General features: G+C 73.3%; 16 protein-coding genes. All 16 read left to right on the top strand.

Translation table 11 applies throughout. The features are described from left to right. The 16 genes from ACFPZN_RS36385 (at nucleotide 1) to ACFPZN_RS36310 (ending at nucleotide 19343) form a co-directional block, all read left to right on the top strand. The gene (locus ACFPZN_RS36385) at nucleotides 1-447 is read left to right on the top strand and encodes a DUF2752 domain-containing protein (RefSeq protein ID WP_378286997.1); all 447 of its coding nucleotides are present in this window, start codon (nucleotides 1-3) and stop codon (nucleotides 445-447) included. A 207-nt stretch (nucleotides 448-654) separates the two neighbouring features. Further along, nucleotides 655-1476, top strand: a complete 822-nt coding sequence (gene trpC / locus ACFPZN_RS36380) for an indole-3-glycerol phosphate synthase TrpC (RefSeq protein WP_378286996.1) — start codon at nucleotides 655-657, stop codon at nucleotides 1474-1476. Nucleotides 1477-1628: 152 nt separating this feature from the next. Further along, nucleotides 1629-2864: a tryptophan synthase subunit beta gene (trpB, locus tag ACFPZN_RS36375; RefSeq protein WP_378286995.1), complete on the top strand. Its 1236-nt coding sequence runs from the start codon at nucleotides 1629-1631 to the stop codon at nucleotides 2862-2864. A 5-nt stretch (nucleotides 2865-2869) separates the two neighbouring features. Continuing rightward, nucleotides 2870-3700: a tryptophan synthase subunit alpha gene (gene trpA, locus ACFPZN_RS36370; protein ID WP_378287047.1), complete on the top strand. Its 831-nt coding sequence runs from the start codon at nucleotides 2870-2872 to the stop codon at nucleotides 3698-3700. A gap of 340 nt (nucleotides 3701-4040) precedes the next feature. After that, on the top strand, nucleotides 4041-4532 hold the full coding sequence (locus ACFPZN_RS36365) for a vitamin K epoxide reductase family protein (RefSeq protein ID WP_378286994.1): 492 nt from the start codon (nucleotides 4041-4043) through the stop codon (nucleotides 4530-4532). Nucleotides 4533-4648: 116 nt separating this feature from the next. Continuing rightward, on the top strand, nucleotides 4649-5422 hold the full coding sequence (locus tag ACFPZN_RS36360; protein WP_378286993.1) for a DsbA family protein: 774 nt from the start codon (nucleotides 4649-4651) through the stop codon (nucleotides 5420-5422). Nucleotides 5423-5586: 164 nt separating this feature from the next. Next, entirely contained in the window at nucleotides 5587-6588 is a 1002-nt protein-coding gene (locus ACFPZN_RS36355) for a DsbA family protein (protein ID WP_378286992.1), read from the top strand. 99 nt (nucleotides 6589-6687) lie between these two features. Continuing rightward, entirely contained in the window at nucleotides 6688-8025 is a 1338-nt protein-coding gene (lgt, locus tag ACFPZN_RS36350; RefSeq protein WP_378286991.1) for a prolipoprotein diacylglyceryl transferase, read from the top strand. Between the two features lie 19 nt (nucleotides 8026-8044). Then, nucleotides 8045-8743, top strand: a complete 699-nt coding sequence (locus ACFPZN_RS36345; RefSeq protein ID WP_378286990.1) for a VIT1/CCC1 transporter family protein — start codon at nucleotides 8045-8047, stop codon at nucleotides 8741-8743. A 91-nt stretch (nucleotides 8744-8834) separates the two neighbouring features. Next, entirely contained in the window at nucleotides 8835-9659 is an 825-nt protein-coding gene (locus ACFPZN_RS36340; RefSeq protein WP_378286989.1) for a hypothetical protein, read from the top strand. A 772-nt stretch (nucleotides 9660-10431) separates the two neighbouring features. Then, nucleotides 10432-11217 carry a hypothetical protein gene (locus ACFPZN_RS36335; RefSeq protein ID WP_378286988.1) on the top strand — a complete coding sequence of 262 codons (786 nt, stop codon included), beginning with the start codon at nucleotides 10432-10434 and terminating at the stop codon, nucleotides 11215-11217. A gap of 330 nt (nucleotides 11218-11547) precedes the next feature. Next, a complete protein-coding gene (gene gltB, locus ACFPZN_RS36330; RefSeq protein ID WP_378286987.1) occupies nucleotides 11548-16107 on the top strand; it encodes a glutamate synthase large subunit in 4560 nt (1519 codons plus the stop codon). Between the two features lie 17 nt (nucleotides 16108-16124). Then, nucleotides 16125-17588, top strand: a complete 1464-nt coding sequence (locus tag ACFPZN_RS36325; RefSeq protein WP_378286986.1) for a glutamate synthase subunit beta — start codon at nucleotides 16125-16127, stop codon at nucleotides 17586-17588. A gap of 186 nt (nucleotides 17589-17774) precedes the next feature. Continuing rightward, the gene (locus tag ACFPZN_RS36320) at nucleotides 17775-18353 is read left to right on the top strand and encodes a GNAT family N-acetyltransferase (protein WP_378286985.1); all 579 of its coding nucleotides are present in this window, start codon (nucleotides 17775-17777) and stop codon (nucleotides 18351-18353) included. A 17-nt stretch (nucleotides 18354-18370) separates the two neighbouring features. Then, a complete protein-coding gene (locus tag ACFPZN_RS36315) occupies nucleotides 18371-18838 on the top strand; it encodes a helix-turn-helix transcriptional regulator (protein WP_378286984.1) in 468 nt (155 codons plus the stop codon). 64 nt (nucleotides 18839-18902) lie between these two features. Further along, complete coding sequence (locus tag ACFPZN_RS36310) at nucleotides 18903-19343, top strand: VOC family protein (RefSeq protein WP_378286983.1); 441 nt, start codon at nucleotides 18903-18905, stop codon at nucleotides 19341-19343. Nucleotides 19344-19462 lie beyond the last annotated feature (119 nt).

Raw genomic sequence — 19462 nt, 5'->3', positions numbered from 1 at the left:
GTGACAGGCAGCACTCCCGTACAAGGACCGCCCGCCGGACGCACGCAGAGGCGCGGAGGCGCGCTGCTGCGACCGCTGGGCGTGGGGGCCGCGGCGGCCGTCGGGGCGGTCCTGGTGGCGTTCGTGGACCCGCACGAGCCCGGCCACTACCCCACGTGCCCGTCCCTGGGGCTGACCGGGTGGTACTGCCCCGGGTGCGGGGGCCTGCGCATGACCCACTCCCTGATGCACGGCGACGTGGGCCAGGCGTTCGGGATGAACCCCCTCGTCATGCTGCTGCTGCCGGTCTTCGCCTACCTGTGGATCCGCTGGACGGTCAGCGCGGCCCGGGGCGTCCCGATGCGTTCCGTGCTGCTGCGCCCCCGGGTGCTCTACGCCTTCCTGGGCGTTCTCGGGCTCTACTGGATCCTGCGGAACCTGCCGTTCGCGCAGGTTCTGGCGCCGTAGCCCCGCGCCGGCCCCCGTGCGCGGACCGCCCCGTCCGGCCCGAGGCTCAGGGCGGGTGCGTGGACCGTCGGAGGGGGCGGCTACGATCGGTGCACGGAACGACCTGACCATATGGGGGCCCCGCGTGTGTGAGCCGGAGGTGCGCGGCAACGGCCGGATCGGCCGGAGCCGTCCGGCGCGTCGGAGGCGAGCGGCGGGAGGTGCAGCGTGAGCGGGCAGACCGGCAGCGTGCTCGACGAGATCATCGAAGGCGTCCGGGCCGATCTCGCCGAACGGCAGCGGGAGGTTCCGCTCGCCGCCCTCAAGGAGAAGGCCGCCGCGGCCCCGCCCCCGCGCGACGCGCTGGGCGCCCTGCGCGGCCCCGGCGTCGGGGTGATCGCCGAGGTGAAGCGCAGCAGCCCGTCCAAGGGCGCGCTGGCCGCCATCGCCGACCCGGCCGCGCTCGCCCGCGACTACGAGTCCGGCGGCGCCAAGGTGATCAGCGTGCTGACCGAGCGCCGCCGCTTCGGCGGCAGCCTGGACGACCTGGCCGCGGTGCGCGCCAACGTCGACATCGCGGTGCTGCGCAAGGACTTCATCGTCACCGCCTACCAGCTGTGGGAGGCGCGCGCCCACGGCGCCGACGTGGCGCTGCTGATCGTCGCCGCGCTGGAGCAGGACGCGCTGGTCTCGCTGGTCGAGCGGGCCCAGTCGATCGGGCTGCTGCCGCTGGTGGAGGCGCACACCGAGGAGGAGGTGCGGCGCGCGCTGGACGCGGGCGCCAAGGTCATCGGGATCAACGCCCGCGACCTGAAGACCCTCCAGGTCGACCGGGGCGTGTTCGCCCGGCTGGCGCCGCTGATCCCCAAGGACGTGGTCAAGATCGCCGAGTCCGGGGTGCGCGGCCCGCACGACCTGCTGGCCTACGCCTCCTCCGGCGCCGACGCCGTGCTGGTGGGGGAGAGCCTGGTCATCGGCAGGGACCCGCGCACCGCCGTCGCCGACCTGGTGGCGGCCGGCGCCCACCCGGCGCTGCGCCAGAGCGGCTGAGCACCGGTAAAGTACGGGCATGAACACCGAGTCATCCGAGCGAACGGGCCCCGGGCGGGGTCCGGCCCTGTCCCTGCGCGAACGATGGCGGGCCGATCAGACGTCTCCGTGACCCGATCGACCCACCACACCTGCGACAGGACCGCACTCTGATGACCACCGACACCGCGGGCGGACCCGCGGCCGCCGTCCCGGACGCGTCCGGCCACTTCGGCCTCTACGGCGGGCGGTTCGCCCCCGAGGCCCTGATGGCCGCGCTCGACGAGCTGACCCGCGAGTTCGAGACCGCCCGCAACGACCCGGCCTTCACCGCCGAACTCGACGACCTGCTCAGGAACTACGCCGGCCGCCCCAGCCTGCTGACCGAGGCCGAGCGCTTCGGCGAGCGGGCCGGCGGCGCCCGGATCCTGCTCAAGCGCGAGGACCTCAACCACACCGGCTCGCACAAGATCAACAACGTGCTGGGCCAGGCGCTGCTCGCCCGCCGGATGGGCAAGACCCGGGTGATCGCCGAGACCGGGGCCGGCCAGCACGGCGTCGCCACCGCCACCGCCGCCGCCCTGCTCGGCCTCGACTGCACGGTCTTCATGGGCGAGGTCGACACCGAGCGGCAGGCCCTCAACGTCGCCCGGATGCGGATGCTGGGCGCCGAGGTCGTCCCGGTCCGCACCGGCAGCCGCACCCTCAAGGACGCCTGCAACGAGGCGTTCCGCGACTGGGTCGCCACCGTCGACCGCACCCACTACTGCGTCGGCTCCACCATGGGCCCGCACCCGTTCCCGATGATGGTGCGCGAGCTGCAGCGCGTCATCGGCGTCGAGGCGCGGGCGCAGGTGCTGGAGCTCGCCGGCCGGCTGCCCGACGCGGTGGTCGCCTGCGTGGGCGGCGGCTCCAACTCCATCGGCGCCTTCCACGCCTTCGTCGGCGACGAGTCCGTCCGGCTGTGCGGCTTCGAGGCCGCCGGCGACGGCGTCGAGACCGGCCGGCACGCCGCGACGATCTCCGCCGGCCGGGCCGGCGTGATCCACGGCATGCGCACCTACCTGCTGCAGGACGAGGACGGCCAGACCGTCGAGTCGCACTCGATCTCCGCCGGGCTCGACTACCCCGGTGTCGGCCCCGAGCACTCGTGGCTGCACGACACCGGCCGCGCCGAGTACCGGCCGATCACCGACGCCGAGGCGATGGAGGCCTTCGCGCTGCTGTGCCGCACCGAGGGCATCATCCCGGCCATCGAGTCCGCGCACGCCCTGGCCGGCGCCCTCAAGGTCGGGCGCGAGCTGGGGCCGGACGGCCTCGTGGTGGTCTGCCTGTCCGGCCGCGGCGACAAGGACATGCACACCGCCGCCGAGTACTTCGGCCTCATGCCGGAAGGAGCGGCCCAGTGAGCGCGATCGAGGCGCCCGGCGCGGTGCGGGCCGCCTTCGACAAGGCCCGGGGCGAGGGGCGCGCCGCGCTGGTCGGCTACCTCCCCGCGGGATTCCCCAGCTACGAGGGGGCCGTCGAGGCGATCAAGGTCATGGTCGACGCGGGCTGCGACGTCATCGAGATCGGCCTGCCCTACTCCGATCCGATGGTGGACGGCCCCACCATCCAGGACGCCGTCCACCAGGCGCTGCTCGGCGGCGTCCGGGTCGCCGACGTGTTCCGCACGGTCGAGGCGGTGGCCGCCACCGGCGTGGCCACCCTCGTCATGACGTACTGGAACCCGGTCGACCGGTACGGCGTCGACGCCTTCGCCCGCGACCTGAAGTCGGCCGGCGGGTCGGGCCTGATCACCCCCGACCTCACGCCGGAGGAGGCCGGGCCCTGGCTGGAGGCCTCCGACGAGCACGGCCTCGACCGGGTGTTCCTGGTCGCGCTGAGCTCCACCGACGAGCGCATCGCCAAGATCACCCAAGTGTCCCGGGGGTTCGTCTACGCCGCGTCGCTGATGGGCGTCACCGGCGCCCGCAGCGCGGTCGACACCGGGGCGCCGCGGCTGGTCGAGCGCACCCGCGCCGCCCTCGCCGGCGCCGGGTCCGCGCTGCCGGTCGGGCTGGGGCTGGGCGTCGGCAACGGCGCCCAGGCCGCCGAGGTCGCCGGGTTCGCCGACGGCGTCATCGTCGGGTCGGCGTTCGTCCGCCGCATCCTGGACGCGCCCGACCTGCCCACCGGGCTGAAGGAGCTGCGCGTCCTGACGACGGAGCTGGCCGAGGGCGTCCGCAACCCGGCACCTCGCTGACCCGGGCGCCGCCTTCTCCGGAGCGTTTCCACGTCGGCCCGGTCCCTCGCCGAGGGGCCGGGCCGTTCCGTTCCCGGGTGCGTTCCGGGCGAGGCCGTTTCGGTGCGTTCCGGTCCGTTCGCGCCCGGCGGGGGGTCGGCAGGAGTCCGGTCGGGTCGTATGCTCGGCCCCGGGACCGGCGACCGGCCGAGGGCCGGGACCGGCCGGGCGCGCCGTGTTCGAACGCGGATTTTATGCGGCGTCCCCTAAGGTTGAGTCCCGCCGGAGGCGGGCGCCCTGCCCGCACCGGCGCTCCCGGACGGCTTTTGGTGATGTGCGCTCGCTCGCGGAAGGATCAGTGATGGTGCAGCACGCCGAGGTGCGGGACGGCGAGGAGCCGTCCGCGCCGCCCGCGCGCCCGCGGTGGTTCCCGGTCGCGGCGTGGGTGCTCACGCTCGCCGGCCTGGCGGTCTCCGCCTACCTGACGGTGGCCCACTACCAGAAGGAGGCGCTGGTCTGCACCACCACCTCCACCGTGGACTGCCACTCGGTCACCACGAGCAAGTACAGCGAGCTGCTGGGGATCCCGCTGCCACTGCTGGGCCTGGCCTTCTTCGTCGGCTTCGCCGTGCTGATCACCCCGGCCGCGCTGCGGTCGGACGCCCCGGCGTTCCGCTGGGGCCGGCTCGGCAGCGTCTGCGTGGGGCTGCTGTTCGTGGTGTACCTGGTGACGGCCGAACTGGCCATCCTGCACAAGATCTGCCTCTGGTGCACCGCCGTGCACATCGTCACTATCCTGCTGTTCGTCCTTGTCCTGTTCGATGAGTTCCGGCGGATCGGCCATGTCGACTAGCCCGCGAGCCGGCTAGCGAGATCGCCCGGCGCCGGCCGGCCGGAGGGCCGCCGGGCCGGAACCGCCCCGTCCGCGCGCGCCGGAGCCCGCGCGGCGTCCCCATAGGAGAGATCCACATGAGCAAGGCCGCACGAGAGCGGACCGCGCGCGAGCGGCTGGCCGCCGAGCGCAGGCGCCAGGCGGCGCGCGCGAAGCAACGCCGGCTGCTGGCCGTCGTGCTCGGCGCGGTGGTCGCGGTGGCGCTGGTCGTGGTGGTCACCGTGATCGTCCTGGACCAGCGGGGCAAGCGCGACCAGACGGCCGCTCCCTACACCGGTCCGCAGGCCCCGCTGAGCCGGCAGGCCGACGGCTCGATCGTGATGGCCAAGGCGGGCGTGACCGCGCCGACGCTGGAGATCTTCGAGGACTTCCAGTGCCCGGCGTGCAAGCAGTTCGAGGAGAGCACCGGCAAGACGGTCAAGCAGCTGGCCTCCGAGGGCAAGGTCAAGGTCGTCTACTACCCGTTCCACCTGTTCGGCGAGCAGCGCGAGCCCATCAAGGGCAACTCGATGCGGTCGGCGGCGGCCGCGCTGTGCGTCCCGGCCGACAAGTGGCTCTCCTACCATGACGCGCTGTTCAAGTTCCAGCCGCAGGAGGGCTCGGAGGGCTTCGCGGCCAAGGACCTGGCCGCCTGGGGCAAGGACGTCGGCGTGACCGACGCCGGCTTCGAGAAGTGCGTCACCGACCAGCAGAAGAAGCCGCAGGTCGACTCGATGACCAAGTACGCGCTGGAGACCCGCAAGGTCAACAGCACCCCGACGGTGTTCCTGAACAACCGCAAGCTGGAGAACGAGCTCGGCAGCCCGGCCGCCCTGGAGAAGGCCGTCGCCGACGCCAAGGGCGCCCGTTAACGGTGACCTGGGCCGGGTGACCGGCCGCGCGAGGGGCGCCCCGGACCCGCGGGACGGGTCCGCGGCGCCCTCCGTTTTGCGCTCTCTTCACCGCCGGATGCCTTTCCCCGCGCAACCGCTTCGTTAGCCTCGACATGCGCGCACGCGCATCGATCGGGGGAACGATGAGCACGTTGGCACCCGGGAGCCCGCCGTACCGGAACCCGGCGGGCGAGGGCCGGCGCCGCCTGTTCGCCGTGCTCGCGGCCGGTGTGATGATCGCCATCGTGCCGGCGGCGCTGGCCGTCCTGCGGGACCGGGACGACGAGCCGGGCGCGATGGTCGCGACGGGCTACGACGGGCCGCCGCCGCCGGTGACCCGCGCCTCGGACGGCTCGTCCGTGGTGGTGTGGGGGGACGAGAGCGCCCCCCTGCTCGAGGTCTTCACCGACTACCGGTGCGCGGAGTGCAAGCGCGTCGAGGACGCCATCGGCCCGGTGATCAAGGGGCTGGCCTCGCGCGGGCGGCTCCGCGTCGTCTACCGCGCGATCGAGTTGCCCGCCGACGGCGGCGCGACCTACCCGCCGGGCGGCGGTCCCGCGCCCGCCCCGGTGACGCCCGCCGCGCCCGACGTCCCGGCGCCCCCGGACGGGACCGGCGTCCCCGGAGACCCGGGCTACCCGGGCTCCACCGGCGGGCCCGTGGAACCGCGCTACCCGGGCTCGACCGGCGGGCCCGTCGAGCCGGGCGCCACCGGCGGACCGGTGGACCCGGGCGCCGCCCGCGGCCTGGCCGAGCCCCCGGTGCCGGACGGCTCCGCCCCGCCCGGCTCCGCGGTGGCCGGCGGCGCCGCGAACGCCGCGCTGTGCGCGCCCGCCCGCAGCTGGTACCCCTACCACGACGCCCTCTTCGCCCATCAGCCCCGCGAGGGCGCGCACGCCCCGCCGCCCGAGCAGCTGATCGCCCTGGGCGCCCGTGCCGGGATCACCGGCCGGGCCTTCGCCGCCTGCGTGCACCGCGGCACCCGGACGCCCATGGTGGAGCAGCTGACCAGGTACGCGGCCGACGTCCGCGGGGTGCGGAGCGTTCCGGCGGCCTTCCTCGACGGCATGCCGCTCGACCCCTCGACCCACCTGCGGAACCGGGCGGCGTTCGAAAGGGCCGTGCATGACGCCCGGCACGGCTGATCCGCGGGCGCCCCGGCGGACGGGCGCGCCGAATTGTGATCGCGTCCTGTGCCCGTCCGGTGGGCACGGGCCCCGCCGGAGGCGGTAACGTCAACGCCCATGCACCCGGTGGCCTTCATCCCGAGTCCGTCCCAGGGCGTCTGGCATCTGGGCTTCGTCCCGATCCGCGCGTACGCCCTGATGATCATCATTGGCATCGTCGTCGCGGTCTGGCTGGGCGAGCGGCGCTGGGCCGCCAAGGGGGGCACGCCCGGGGTCGTCATCGACGTCGCCGTGTGGGCGGTCCCGTTCGGCCTGGTCGGCGGGCGGCTCTACCACGTCGTCACCGACTACCAGCGGTACTTCGGCGAGGGCCGCGACCCGGTGGACGCCCTGAAGATCTGGGAGGGCGGCCTGGGCATCTGGGGCGCCGTCCTGCTGGGCGCCGTCGGTGCGATGATCGGCTGCCGCCGGCTCGGGGTCTCCGTGGCCGCCCTGGGCGACGCGGTCGCCCCCGGCATCGCCCTCGCGCAGGGCATCGGCCGCTGGGGCAACTACTGGAACCAGGAGCTGTACGGGCGTCCGCTGGACACGTTCTGGGCCCTGGAGATCGACCAGGCGCACCGGCCGCGCCTCGAGGACGCCAGCCTCGACCCGAAGTACGCCGACATCGCCACCTACCACCCCACGTTCCTGTACGAGTCGCTGTGGTGCATCGGCGTCGCCGTCCTGGTCATCTGGGCGGGCAAGCGCTACAAGCTCACCCACGGCCGGACCTTCGCCCTCTACGTGGCGGGCTACACCGTCGGGCGGTTCTGGATCGAGTGGCTGCGGATCGACGACGCGCACCACATCCTGGGCATGCGCCTGAACGACTGGACCGCCCTCCTCGTCTTCCTCGGCGCGGTCGGCTACATCTACTGGGCCCGCGACAAGACCGGCCCGGAGAACGTCGGCGCCGCCGCGTCCGACGGGACGAAGGGCGACGGCCCGGAGCCCGCCGGGAGCGGGCCGGACATGGAGAAGCCGGAGAAGCCGGAGACTTCCGAGAAGCCGGAGAAGCCGTCGGACTCCGAGGCGAAGGAGACCTCTACCGGGGAGGGCGAGAAGCCCGCCCCCTCGGAAGACTCGGACCCGGACCCGGCCCCGGAGAAGGAAGCGGTCGCCGAGGACGAGCCCAAGCCCGAGCCGGAGCCCGAACCCGAGCCGGAGCCCGCGACCGAGACTGCGACCGAGCCCGAGCCCGAGCCCGAGACGAAGGCCGACCCCGAGGACGGCGCGGAGCCGGCGACCGGCCAGAATGATGCTCACCCGGACTCCGCCGACACCGCGCGGGACGAGCCCGTCAAGGACGAGCCCGTCAAGGACGAACCCGCGCAGGACGAGCCCCAGCAGGACGAGCCCGCGCAGGGCAAGGCCGGCGCGGACAAGGGGGAGCCCGTCAAGGACCCGAAGTAAGCCCGGTGAAGGGGCCGCAGTGACCGCCGAGAACCATCACAAGCACGCCGATGTCACCGGCGGCTGGCTGCGGCCCGCGGTGTTCGGCGCGATGGACGGGCTGGTGTCCAACTTCGCGCTGATCGCCGGCGTCGCGGGCGGCCAGGCCTCGCGGGAGGTCGTGCTGCTGGCCGGGCTGGCGGGCCTGGCGGCGGGCGCGTTCTCGATGGCGGCGGGGGAGTACATCTCCGTGGCCTCGCAGTCGGAGCTGGCCGAGGCCGAGATCGAGGTGGAACGGCTGGAGCTGGCCCGGCACCCGCGCGCCGAGCAGCAGGAGCTGGCCGAGGTGTTCATCGGCCGCGGCGTCGACCCCGACCTGGCCGCCGAGGTCGCCCGGCAGCTGTCGCGCGACCCGGAGGAGGCCCTGGAGATGCACGCCAGGGAGGAGCTGGGCGTGGCGCCGGGCGAACTGCCCTCGCCGGTGCTGGCGGCGGGCTCGTCGTTCCTGTCCTTCGCGGTCGGCGCGCTGCTGCCGGTGCTGCCCTACCTGTTCGGCGCCGGGACGCTGTGGCCCGCCGCGGTGCTGGCGGCGCTGGGGCTGTTCGGCGCGGGGGCGCTGGTGGCCCGGGTGACCACCCGGCCGTGGTGGTTCGGCGGCCTGCGGCAGCTGGCGTTCGGCGCCGCCGCCGCGGCGATCACCTACGGGGTCGGCGCGCTGATCGGCACCAGCGGCCTCTGACGGCGCCGTTCGGCGAGGTCCTCCGCCGGAATCTGGGCGAAACGGCCTTTTGGGCCCGCGAGGGGGACCGGGCCCGCTAAGCTCCCGGACTGTGATCGAGGCTCGTGACACAGGTGCATCCCAGGCATCGCGCCCGAAGGGCGGGCAGGACCTCCGGCCGGAGGACAGGGACGGGCCGCGCCGCCGCGCCAAGTCCTCCGGATCGCGGACGCCGGTCATCATCGTCGCGGCGGTCGTGGTGGTCCTGGCCGTCGCCGGAGCGGCCGCGTTCTTCCTGCTCGGCGGCGACGAGGAGAAGGAGTCGGCCGCCCCCGGCAACGGCGCCCGGCTCACCCCGGTGGCCTACACGCCGCAGATGGCCGACAAGGACATGGCGAAGCTGGCCCAGCGCGCCGCCGACCAGCGGCCGATCACCCAGGGCGAGGCGTTCCCGGCCGACGTCAAGACCGTCGCCTACCAGAAGTACTCGTTCTCCCTCGCCGCCTCGCAGCTGGCGGGTGACTGCAAGGCCGTGACGTGGGGCCAGCGCCTGCAGGGCGACCTGGCCAAGTACCAGTGCTCGCAGATCGCGCGCGGCGCGTACGTGAGCCAGGACCGCAAGCACGTCGGCCAGTTCGTCGCGATCAACCTGGCGAGCCAGGAGGGCGCCGAGCAGATCGTGCGCGACCTCGACCCGGCGACCGGTGCGGGGTTCGTCTACCCGCTGACCGCCCCGGGCACCCCCGACTTCCATGCCGGGTTCAGCGCCGCGTACGCCCAGGCGTACGGCCACTACGCCATCGTGACCTGGGTGCAGCGCGCCGGCGGGGTCCAGCCCGCCTCGCTCAACGAGATGATCGACGCGAGCCTGGCGATCGAGAAGCCCGCCGACTTCGTGTGGGGCCGCCTGGAGCTGGTGGACGGGACCCCGCGTTGACCGGCCGCATCCCGCCGGGCCTCCCGGCGCGCGTCCGTTAGCCCGGGCCACCGTGGACCGGTACGAACCCCGCCGACGCGGCCCGCAGGACGAGCGCGAGCGCGGCCAGGACCCTCGCCGTACGGGCCCGCGGCCCCTACCGGGCCGTGGTGCGCCGCGTCCGCGCCGCGGGGGCCAGCCGGACCCGCGTTCGGCCGCTTCCGAGTACGGCCCGCGGGACCGGGACGAGGCCCCGCGCGGGCGCGTCCCGCGTCCGCGCGCTCCCGAGCGCCGCGACGGCCGCGAGGACCGGCGCGGTCCAGGCCCCGGCCCCGGGCCGGGTGGCGGCGGGGGAGCCCCCTCCGGGCCGCGGGGCGCGGCTCCCAGGCCCCGCCCGCCCGAGCCGCGGGCGCCCGTCGAGCGCGGCGCCGAGCCACGTTCCCGTGACGGGCGCCGGCCCGAGGCGCGGCGACGGGGCCGGGAGGCCGACCGTCCCGAGCGTCCCGCCGCGCCGCAGGACAGCGGCGCCCAGCGCGTTCCACGCCCGAGGGGCGGGCGTCCCGCCCCCGGTGGACGCGGCCCCCGCGGACGTGACGGGGCCCAGGCGCCTCGGAACGCCCAGCAGCAGCCCAAGCCCCCCAGGCCGTCCAGGCCGTCCCGCCCCGCCAAGCCCCCCAAGCCTCCCAAAGCGTCCAAGCCGCCGAAGCAGAAGGCGGCGAAGGGACGGGACCGCACCGCCGCCGCAGCACCCGCCGCCCCGGGTGACAATGGAACGTACCGAAGGCTTCCGGGCGTGCTGAGCGGGGTGAGCGGGCTGTCGCCCAAGATCTACTTCATCGCCGCCGGCGGTCTCGGCCTGGTGATGGTCCTGGCCCTGGCGGTGGTGACGCTCACCGGGGGCGAGGACCCGCCGGCGCGGACGGCGCCGGGCTCGGCCGTGGGCCGCCCGGCCGACAGCGGCGCGTCGCCGTCCTCCTACTCCAGTTCCCCGTCCACCGGGGCGTACGCGGCGATCGAGCAGCGCGCCCAGGATCCCGCGCCGCTGACGATCGAGGAGGCGTTCCCGGCCGCCGCGCAGGAGCTGGAGGTCCGGGCGCCCGGCGCCGAGCTGAAACTCTCGCTGAAGGACAAGCGGCTGGACGGTGACTGCTCGGCGGCCGTCTGGGGTTCGGGCATCGGCGGCGAGCTGCGCCGCGGCCAGTGCACCCAGGCCGTGCGGGGCGTGTACGCCGCGTCCGGGGACGACGCCGCCAAGGGGCACGCGCTGACCGTCGCGGTCTTCAACCTGGCCGGCAAGCAGGACGCCGACCGCCTGGTCGGGGCGCTCGGCAGCGGCGGCGGGTTCGTGCGGCCGCTGCCCGCGCAGGCGCCGCTGGACCGGTTCGGGCAGGGCTTCACCGCGGCCCGCGGCCTGGCGATGGGCCACTACGCGGTCGTGGCGTGGGCACAGCGTCTGGACGGCCAGGGCGACGCCGAGGACGAGACCCTGCTGTCCCTGCTCATCGAGGGCGGGAAGGCGCCGTCGGCCCTGGGACGGGCGGCCCGCGCGACCCCGCCGGCGACCCCGCCCGGCTCCTGACACGGAGCTCATTGGTTCGGGTTCGTCCCGGGTTGCACGCATGTTTCCGCTGTCACCGGGTAAACATGCACCCACCGTGAGGATGATCACCGAGGTCAGGGCGATTTGGTGAAAAATATGCCCGGTATCCTGGTCTAAACCACTCCAGGGTTCATTGTCCCGAGGCCGGCGCGCGAGGAAGTTTCGCGATCTGGTGCAGACGGGCATGATCCCGGCAGTGAGGTAATGTCTTCACACCGCAGCAGGGCCAGCGTCGTCCCGAGACTGCACTGACATCGAGATTGACATCAAGTCATCGAAGCAGTGACACGAACGACGACGGGAGGGTTGATGGCTGCTGCTGCCCTCGGACCGGGCCTGCCTCCGAACCAGGGGCTCTACGACCCGGCCAACGAGCACGACGCCTGCGGTGTCGGCATGGTGGCGGACCTGCACGGTCGCAAGAGCCATGACATCATTCAGAACGCCCTGACCGTCCTGAAGAACCTGGACCACCGCGGGGCCGTCGGCGCGGAGCCGGACGACGGCGACGGCGTCGGCATCCTGGTCCAGATCCCCGACGCCTTCTTCCGCGAGGTCGTGGACTTCGCGCTGCCGGAGGCCGGCTCGTACGCCGCGGGCATCGCGTTCCTGCCCGCGGACGCCGAGGAGCGCGCCGGCACGGTCGCGCACGTCGAGAAGCTGTGCGCCGAGGAGGGCCTGACGGTCCTGGGCTGGCGCGAGCTGCCGCACGACCCCGACTTCGCGGGCCCGGCGGCGCGCAGGGCGATGCCGCACTTCGCGCAGATGTTCGCCGCGCCCGCCGAGGACGGCCCGCACGCCGGCAAGACCGGTCTGGAGCTGGACCGGGCCGTGTTCTGCATGCGCGAGCGCGCCGAGCAGGACGTCCCCGTCTACTTCCCCAGCCTCTCCAGCCGCACCCTGGTCTACAAGGGGATGCTGACCACCCCGCAGCTGGAGCCGTTCTTCCCCGACCTGTCGGACCGCCGGTTCGCCAGCGCGATCGCGCTGGTGCACTCGCGGTTCTCGACCAACACCTTCCCGGCCTGGGAGCTGGCGCACCCGTACCGGTTCATCGCGCACAACGGCGAGATCAACACGGTCAAGGGGAACCGGAACTGGATGCGGGCCCGCGAGGCGCTGCTGAAGTCGGACCTGATCCCCGGCGACCTGTCCCGGATCTACCCGGTGATCGACATCGAGGCCAGCGACACCGCCTCGTTCGACGAGTGCCTGGAGCTGCTGCACCTGGGCGGCCGGTCGCTGCCGCACGCCGTCCTGATGATGATCCCGGAGGCGTGGGAGAACCACACCGAGATGGACCCGGCCCGCCGGGCCTTCTACGAGTTCCACTCCACGCTGATGGAGGCCTGGGACGGCCCCGCCAGCGTGACCTTCACCGACGGGACCGTCGTCGGCGCCGTCCTGGACCGCAACGGGCTGCGCCCCGGCCGGTACTGGGTGACCGACGAGGGCTTCGTCGTGCTGGCCAGCGAGGCCGGCGTGCTCGACATCCCGTCCGACAAGGTGGTCCGCAAGGGCCGCCTGCAGCCCGGCAAGATCTTCGTGGTCGACACCGAGGCCGGCCGGATCGTCGAGGACGACGAGGTCAAGGCCGAGCTGGCCGCCGCGCACCCGTACGGCGAGTGGCTGCACGAGGGCCTGGTCCGGTTCGAGGAGCTGCCGCAGCGCGAGCGGGAGATCCCGACCCACGAGACGCTGGTCAAGCGGCAGCAGAGCTTCGGCTACACCCTCGAAGAGCAGCGGATCATCCTGACCCCGATGGCCAGGGCCGGCGCCGAGCCGATCGGCTCGATGGGCACCGACACCCCCATCGCGGTGCTCTCCGAGCGCCCCCGGCTGCTGTTCGACTACTTCAAGCAGCTGTTCGCGCAGGTCACCAATCCGCCGCTGGACGCGATCCGCGAGGAGCTGGTCACCTCGCTGCAGTCCACGCTCGGGCCGGAGGGCAACCTGCTGGAGCCGGGGCCGGAGTCGTGCCGGCGGCTGGTGCTGCCCACCCCCGTCCTGGGCAACGACGAACTCTCCAAGATCATCCATATCGACGACGAGGGCGACCTGCCGCATCTGCGCGCCCACGTGGTGCACGGCCTGTACGACGTCGCCGGCGGCGGCGAGGCCCTGGAGCACCGGCTCGAGGAGATCTGCTCCGAGGTCTCCCGCGCGATCTCCGAGGGCGCGCGGATCATCGTCCTCTCGGACCGGGGCTCGGACGCCTCCCGCGCCGCGATCCCGTCGCTGCTGCTCACCGGCGCGGTGCACCACCACCTGATCCGGGAGAAGACCCGCACCCAGGTCGGCCTGGTGATCGAGACCGGCGAGGCCCGCGAGTGCCACCACATGGCGCTGCTGATCGGGTACGGCGCGTCCGCGATCAACCCGTACCTGGCCCAGGAGACCATCGAGGACCTCATCGGCACCGGCGAGATCACCGGCCTGGACCCGGACCTCGCCGTCCGCAACCTGATCAAGGCGTACGGCAAGGGCGTCCTGAAGGTCATGTCCAAGATGGGGGTGTCGACGGTCGCGTCCTACACCGGGGCGCAGATCTTCGAGGCCATCGGCCTGGGCGAGGACGTCATCGGCCGCTGCTTCACCGGCACCACCTCCCGGCTGGGCGGCGTCGGCTACGACGTGCTGGCCCGCGAGGTCGCCGAGCGGCACCGCCGCGCCTACCCGCCGAACGGCAACGAGGCGCCGCACCGCACCCTGGAGGTCGGCGGCGAGTACCAGTGGCGGCGCGAGGGCGAGAAGCACCTGTTCAACCCGGACACGGTGTTCAAGCTGCAGCACGCCACCCGGACCCGCCGGTACGAGATCTTCAAGGAGTACACCTCCTCGGTGGACTCCCAGGCCGAGGCGCTGATGACGCTGCGCGGCCTGTTCGACCTGCGCGAGGGCGAGCGGCCCCCGGTGCCGATCGAGGAGGTCGAGCCGGTCGCGGAGATCGTCAGGCGGTTCTCCACCGGCGCGATGTCGTACGGGTCGATCTCGGCGGAGGCGCACGAGACCCTCGCGATCGCGATGAACCGGCTGGGCGGCAAGTCCAACACCGGCGAGGGCGGCGAGGACCCGCGGCGGTTCACCCCCGACGAGAACGGCGACCTGCGGCGCAGCGCGATCAAGCAGGTGGCGTCGGGACGGTTCGGGGTGACCTCGGAGTACCTGACCAACTCCGACGACATCCAGATCAAGATGGCGCAGGGCGCCAAGCCCGGCGAGGGCGGGCAGCTGCCCGGCCACAAGGTCTACCCGTGGATCGCCAAGACCCGGCACTCCACCCCGGGCGTGGGCCTGATCTCGCCGCCGCCGCACCACGACATCTACTCGATCGAGGACCTGGCGCAGCTCATCCACGACCTGAAGAACGCCAACCCGGCCTCCCGGGTGCACGTGAAGCTGGTCGCGGAGGTCGGCGTCGGCACGGTCGCCGCGGGCGTCTCCAAGGCGCACGCGGACGTGGTGCTGATCTCCGGGCACGACGGCGGCACCGGCGCGTCCCCGCTGACCTCGCTGAAGCACGCCGGCGCGCCCTGGGAGCTCGGCCTCGCCGAGACCCAGCAGACGCTGCTGCTCAACGGCCTGCGCGACCGGATCGTGGTGCAGACCGACGGGCAGATGAAGACCGGCCGGGACGTGGTCATCGCGGCGCTGCTGGGCGCCGAGGAGTACGGCTTCGCCACCGCGCCGCTGGTGGTGTCCGGCTGCGTGATGATGCGGGTCTGCCACCTGGACACCTGCCCGGTCGGCGTGGCCACCCAGAACCCGGTGCTGCGCCGGCGGTTCACCGGCAAGGCCGAGTTCGTGGTCAACTTCTTCGAGTTCATCGCCGAGGAGGTCCGCGAGTACCTGGCCGCGCTGGGCTTCCGGTCGCTGGACGAGGCCATCGGCCACGTCGAGATGATCGACCCGCGGCGGGCGGTGGAGCACTGGAAGGCGTCCGGGCTTGACCTGTCGCCGATCCTGCACCGTCCCAGCGAGGTGCCCGAGGGCGCGGCGCTGCGGCGCACCACCGTCCAGGACCACGGGCTGGAGAAGGCGCTGGACAACACGCTGATCCAGCTGGCCGAGGGCGCGATCGCGTTCGGCGACAAGGTCACCCTCGACCTGCCGATCCGCAACGTCAACCGGACCGTCGGCACCATGCTGGGCCACGAGGTGACCAAGAAGTGGGGCGGCGAGGGGCTGCCCGACGACACCATCGACGTCACCTTCACCGGGTCGGCGGGCAACTCGTTCGGCGCGTTCGTCCCGCGCGGCATCACGCTGCGGCTGACCGGCGACGCCAACGACTACGTCGGCAAGGGCCTGTCGGGCGGGCGCCTCACCGTGCGGCCGCACGAGGACGCGGCGTTCGCGGCCGAGGAGCAGATCATCGGCGGCAACGTCATCCTGTACGGCGCCACCTCGGGCGAGCTGTTCGCCCGCGGCGTGGTCGGCGAGCGGTTCTGCGTGCGCAACTCCGGCGCCACCGCGGTGGTCGAGGGCGTGGGCGACCACGCCTGCGAGTACATGACCGGGGGCCGCGCGCTGATCCTGGGCCGCACCGGCCGCAACCTGGCGGCGGGAATGTCGGGCGGCATCGCCTACGTTCTGGATCTGGTCGCCGAACGGGTCAACCCCGAGATGGTCGACCTGGAGCCGCTGACCGGCGAGGACGCCGACTTCGTCCGCGGCCTGGTGGAACGGCACCTGGCCGAGACCGGGTCCACGGTCGCCGAGAAGCTGCTGGCGGAGTGGGAGAACGCCGCCCACCGCTTCACCAAGATCATGCCGCGGGACTACCGGCGGGTCCTGGAGGCCATGGCCAAGGCCGAGGCCGAGGGCCGGGACGTCGACGAGGCCATCATGGCCGCCGCGCAGAGCTGAGAGGGGGCACCCGAGATATGGCCGACCCGAAGGGTTTCCTGACCGTACAGCGCGAGCTCCCGAAGCGGCGCCCGGTCGACGTGCGCATCAAGAGCTGGTCGGAGGTCTACGAAGGCTTCGGCAGGGACCGGCTGGAGAAGCAGGCGAGCCGCTGCATGGACTGCGGCATCCCGTTCTGCCACCAGGGCTGCCCGCTGGGCAACCTCATCCCCGAGTGGAACGACCTGGTCTACCGCAAGGACTGGTCGGAGGCGATCGAGCGGCTGCACGCCACCAACAACTTCCCCGAGTTCACCGGCCGGCTGTGCCCGGCGCCGTGCGAGAGCGCGTGCGTGCTGGGCATCAACCAGGACCCGGTGACGATCAAGCGGGTCGAGGTCGAGATCATCGACCGGGCCTGGGCGGAGGGCTGGGTGCGGCCGCAGCCGCCGAAGGTCCGCACCGGGAAGAAGGTGGCCGTGATCGGCTCCGGGCCCGCGGGCCTGGCCGCCGCGCAGCAGCTCACCCGCGCCGGGCACGACGTCCGGGTGTACGAGCGCGCCGACCGCATCGGCGGGCTGCTGCGCTACGGCATCCCCGAGTTCAAGATGGAGAAGCGGCACGTCGACCGGCGCGTGGCGCAGATGCGCGCGGAGGGCACCGACTTCAAGACCTCGGTGAACGCCGGCGTCGACATCACCGCCGACGAGCTGCGCGAGAAGTACGACGCGGTCGTGCTGGCCGGCGGCGCCACCGTGTGGCGCGACCTGACCGCGCCCGGCCGCGAGCTCGGCGGCATCCACCAGGCGATGGAGTACCTGCCCCCGGCGAACAAGGTGCAGGAGGGCGACTTCGAGGAGTCGCCGATCTCCGCCGAGGGCAAGCACGTGGTGGTCATCGGCGGCGGCGACACCGGCGCCGACTGCATCGGCACCGCGATCCGGCAGGGCGCCGCGTCGGTCACCCAGCTGGAGATCATGCCGCGGCCGCCGCAGGACCGGCCCGACGCCCAGCCGTGGCCGACGTACCCGATGCTGTTCAAGATGGAGAGCGCCCACGAGGAGCTCGCCGACCTGGGCGGCGACCGGGTGTACGCGGCGTCCACCACCGAGTTCCTCGGCGACGCCGACGGCAACGTCCGCGCGCTGAAGCTGGTGGAGGTCGGCGGCCCCGAGACCGGCTTCGCGCCGATCGAGGGCACCGAGCGGGAGATCCCGGCCGAGCTGGTCACCCTGGCGATGGGCTTCCTGGGCCCGCAGAAGGAGGGCCTGCTGGAGCAGCTGGGCGTGGAGCTGGACCAGCGCGGCAACGTCGTCCGCGACGCCGACTACCGGACCTCGGTCGACGGGGTCTTCGCGGCCGGCGACATGGGCCGCGGCCAGTCGCTGATCGTCTGGGCGATCGCCGAGGGCCGCGCCGCCGCGCACGGCGTGGACAAGTTCCTCGGCGGCGACACCGCGCTGCCCTACCCGATCCCCCCGACGGCCAGGCCGATCGCCTGACCTGAGCCCGCGGCGGCGCGGACCGGACCCCGGGCCTGTGGCCCGACCCGGTCCGCGCCGCCCTCCGCGTCCTATAGCCTGGCCGGAAATCAGCCGACCCTGGACCGTTTTCACCCCGCCGTGATCCCGGCGTGCCCTGACACGGGCGAGCCCGGGACACGGCGGCTTTGTATGTGGGGGGACCGCATGCCGATCAGGCACCTCGACGTGACCACCTGGTACCTGGAGCAGCGCGACAGCGCCGATCTGCGCCCGGCGGAACGCGAACCGGAGACCGCCGCCGAGATCGTCCGCGCGGAGATGGCGGGACCCGAGCTGAGCCGCTTCCTCTACACGGCGGTCGGCGGCGACTGGTACTGGCTGGACCGGCTCGGCTGGTCCTACGAGCAGTGGCGGAACTGGCTGGCGCGGCCCGGGGTGGAGACCTGGGTCGCCTACGTCCGCGGGACCCCGGCCGGGTACGTGGAGCTGGACCCGCAGGCCGCCGGCGAAGTCGAGATCACCCACTTCGGGCTGCTGCGGGAGTTCCACGGCCGGGGCCTGGGCGGCCACCTGCTGGCCGCCGGCGCGGCCCGCGCGTGGGACCTGGCCGGCCGCTGGCCCGGCCGCGAGGCCACCACCCGGGTGTGGGTGCACACCTGCTCCAACGACGGCCCGGCCGCGCTGCGCAACTACCAGGCCCGCGGGTTCCGGGTGTACGACACCAAGGTCGAGACCGAGGCCGTCGAGCACACCCCGCCCGGTCCCTGGCCGGGCGCCCGCTGACCCGCCGCACGGGCACCGTGACGACCTCCCCGACGACCTCCGTGGCGACCTCGGCGACGGAGGATCCGCGCGTCCTGCGCCGGATGCGGCTGGCCAAGGACGTGATGGACGCCGAATGGTCGCGGCCGCTGGACGTGGCGGCCGTGGCCGGCCGGGCCGGATACTCCCGCTACCACTTCGTGCGGCTGTTCCGGGAGGTGTACGGGGAGACCCCCGGCAGCTACCTGGCCCGCAGGCGCATCGAGCGGGCGCAGGAGCTGTTGCGGTCGGCGAACCTGACGGTGACCGAGATCTGCCTGCTGGTGGGGTTCTCCAGCCTCGGCACGTTCTGCACGCGCTTCAAGCGGAAGGTCGGAATGACGCCGACGGAGTTCCGCGCGAGCGCCCGCGAGAACGCGCCGCCGCCCATCCCGGGCTGCTTCGTGATGTTCTGGGCCGGCGGCTTCCGCGCCGGCCCGGACGTCCCGCCCGCACGGCAACTTTGAAGAAGCGCCCGGCCGCCGCCCGCTCCTAGCGTGGAGGAGTCGTCCACGGAGGGGAGCACACATCATGATCACCGCGTTGGGGCTGGCCACCGTCTGGGTCCTCGACCAGGACTCGGCCAAGGAGTTCTTCGTCGGCAAGCTCGGATTGGAGGAGCGGACCGACATGACGCTCGGCGAGGGCGGGATGCGCTGGGTCACCGTCGGCATCAAGGACCAGCCCGAGCTGCAGCTCGCCCTGATGGTCCCCGGCCCGCCGTCGCTGGACCCCGAGTCGGCCGCGCAGCTGCGCGGGCTGATCGCCAAGGGCGTGCTCGGCGCCGGGGCGTTCAACACCGACGACTGCCAGGCCGAGTACGAGCGGCTCTCGGCCAGGGGCGTCACCTTTATTCAGAAGCCGGAGAAGCGGCCGTACGGCATCGAGGCGATCTTCCGCGACGACTCGGGCAACTGGTACAGCCTCACCCAGCCCTTCGAGCGGCTCGACGAGAACGCCTCCTGGGGCTAGAAGACTGCTGAAGATCTTGTTAGAGGGGCTGTCCGGCCGTGGGCCGGACAGCCCCTCTGTGGTCATGCGTTGGCCGAGGACAGATGCCAGGTGCTGTTGGTCCGGGTGAGTCCGAGGTT

Origin of the sequence: Actinomadura rugatobispora (genome assembly GCF_042656285.1) — a bacterium.
GTDB classification, from domain to species: domain Bacteria; phylum Actinomycetota; class Actinomycetes; order Streptosporangiales; family Streptosporangiaceae; genus Spirillospora; species Spirillospora rugatobispora.
Note: the sequence above shows the minus strand (reverse complement) of the source record. Positions and strands in the feature narration are given on the sequence as shown.

Coding starts and splice junctions, on each gene's coding strand:
- trpB (WP_378286995.1), top strand. CDS start 1,629: ATGACCACCGACACCGCGGGCGGACCCGCGGCCGCCGTCCCGGACGCG.
- ACFPZN_RS36365 (WP_378286994.1), top strand. CDS start 4,041: ATGGTGCAGCACGCCGAGGTGCGGGACGGCGAGGAGCCGTCCGCGCCG.
- ACFPZN_RS36360 (WP_378286993.1), top strand. CDS start 4,649: ATGAGCAAGGCCGCACGAGAGCGGACCGCGCGCGAGCGGCTGGCCGCC.
- ACFPZN_RS36355 (WP_378286992.1), top strand. CDS start 5,587: ATGAGCACGTTGGCACCCGGGAGCCCGCCGTACCGGAACCCGGCGGGC.
- lgt (WP_378286991.1), top strand. CDS start 6,688: ATGCACCCGGTGGCCTTCATCCCGAGTCCGTCCCAGGGCGTCTGGCAT.
- gltB (WP_378286987.1), top strand. CDS start 11,548: ATGGCTGCTGCTGCCCTCGGACCGGGCCTGCCTCCGAACCAGGGGCTC.
- ACFPZN_RS36325 (WP_378286986.1), top strand. CDS start 16,125: ATGGCCGACCCGAAGGGTTTCCTGACCGTACAGCGCGAGCTCCCGAAG.
- ACFPZN_RS36320 (WP_378286985.1), top strand. CDS start 17,775: ATGCCGATCAGGCACCTCGACGTGACCACCTGGTACCTGGAGCAGCGC.
- ACFPZN_RS36310 (WP_378286983.1), top strand. CDS start 18,903: ATGATCACCGCGTTGGGGCTGGCCACCGTCTGGGTCCTCGACCAGGAC.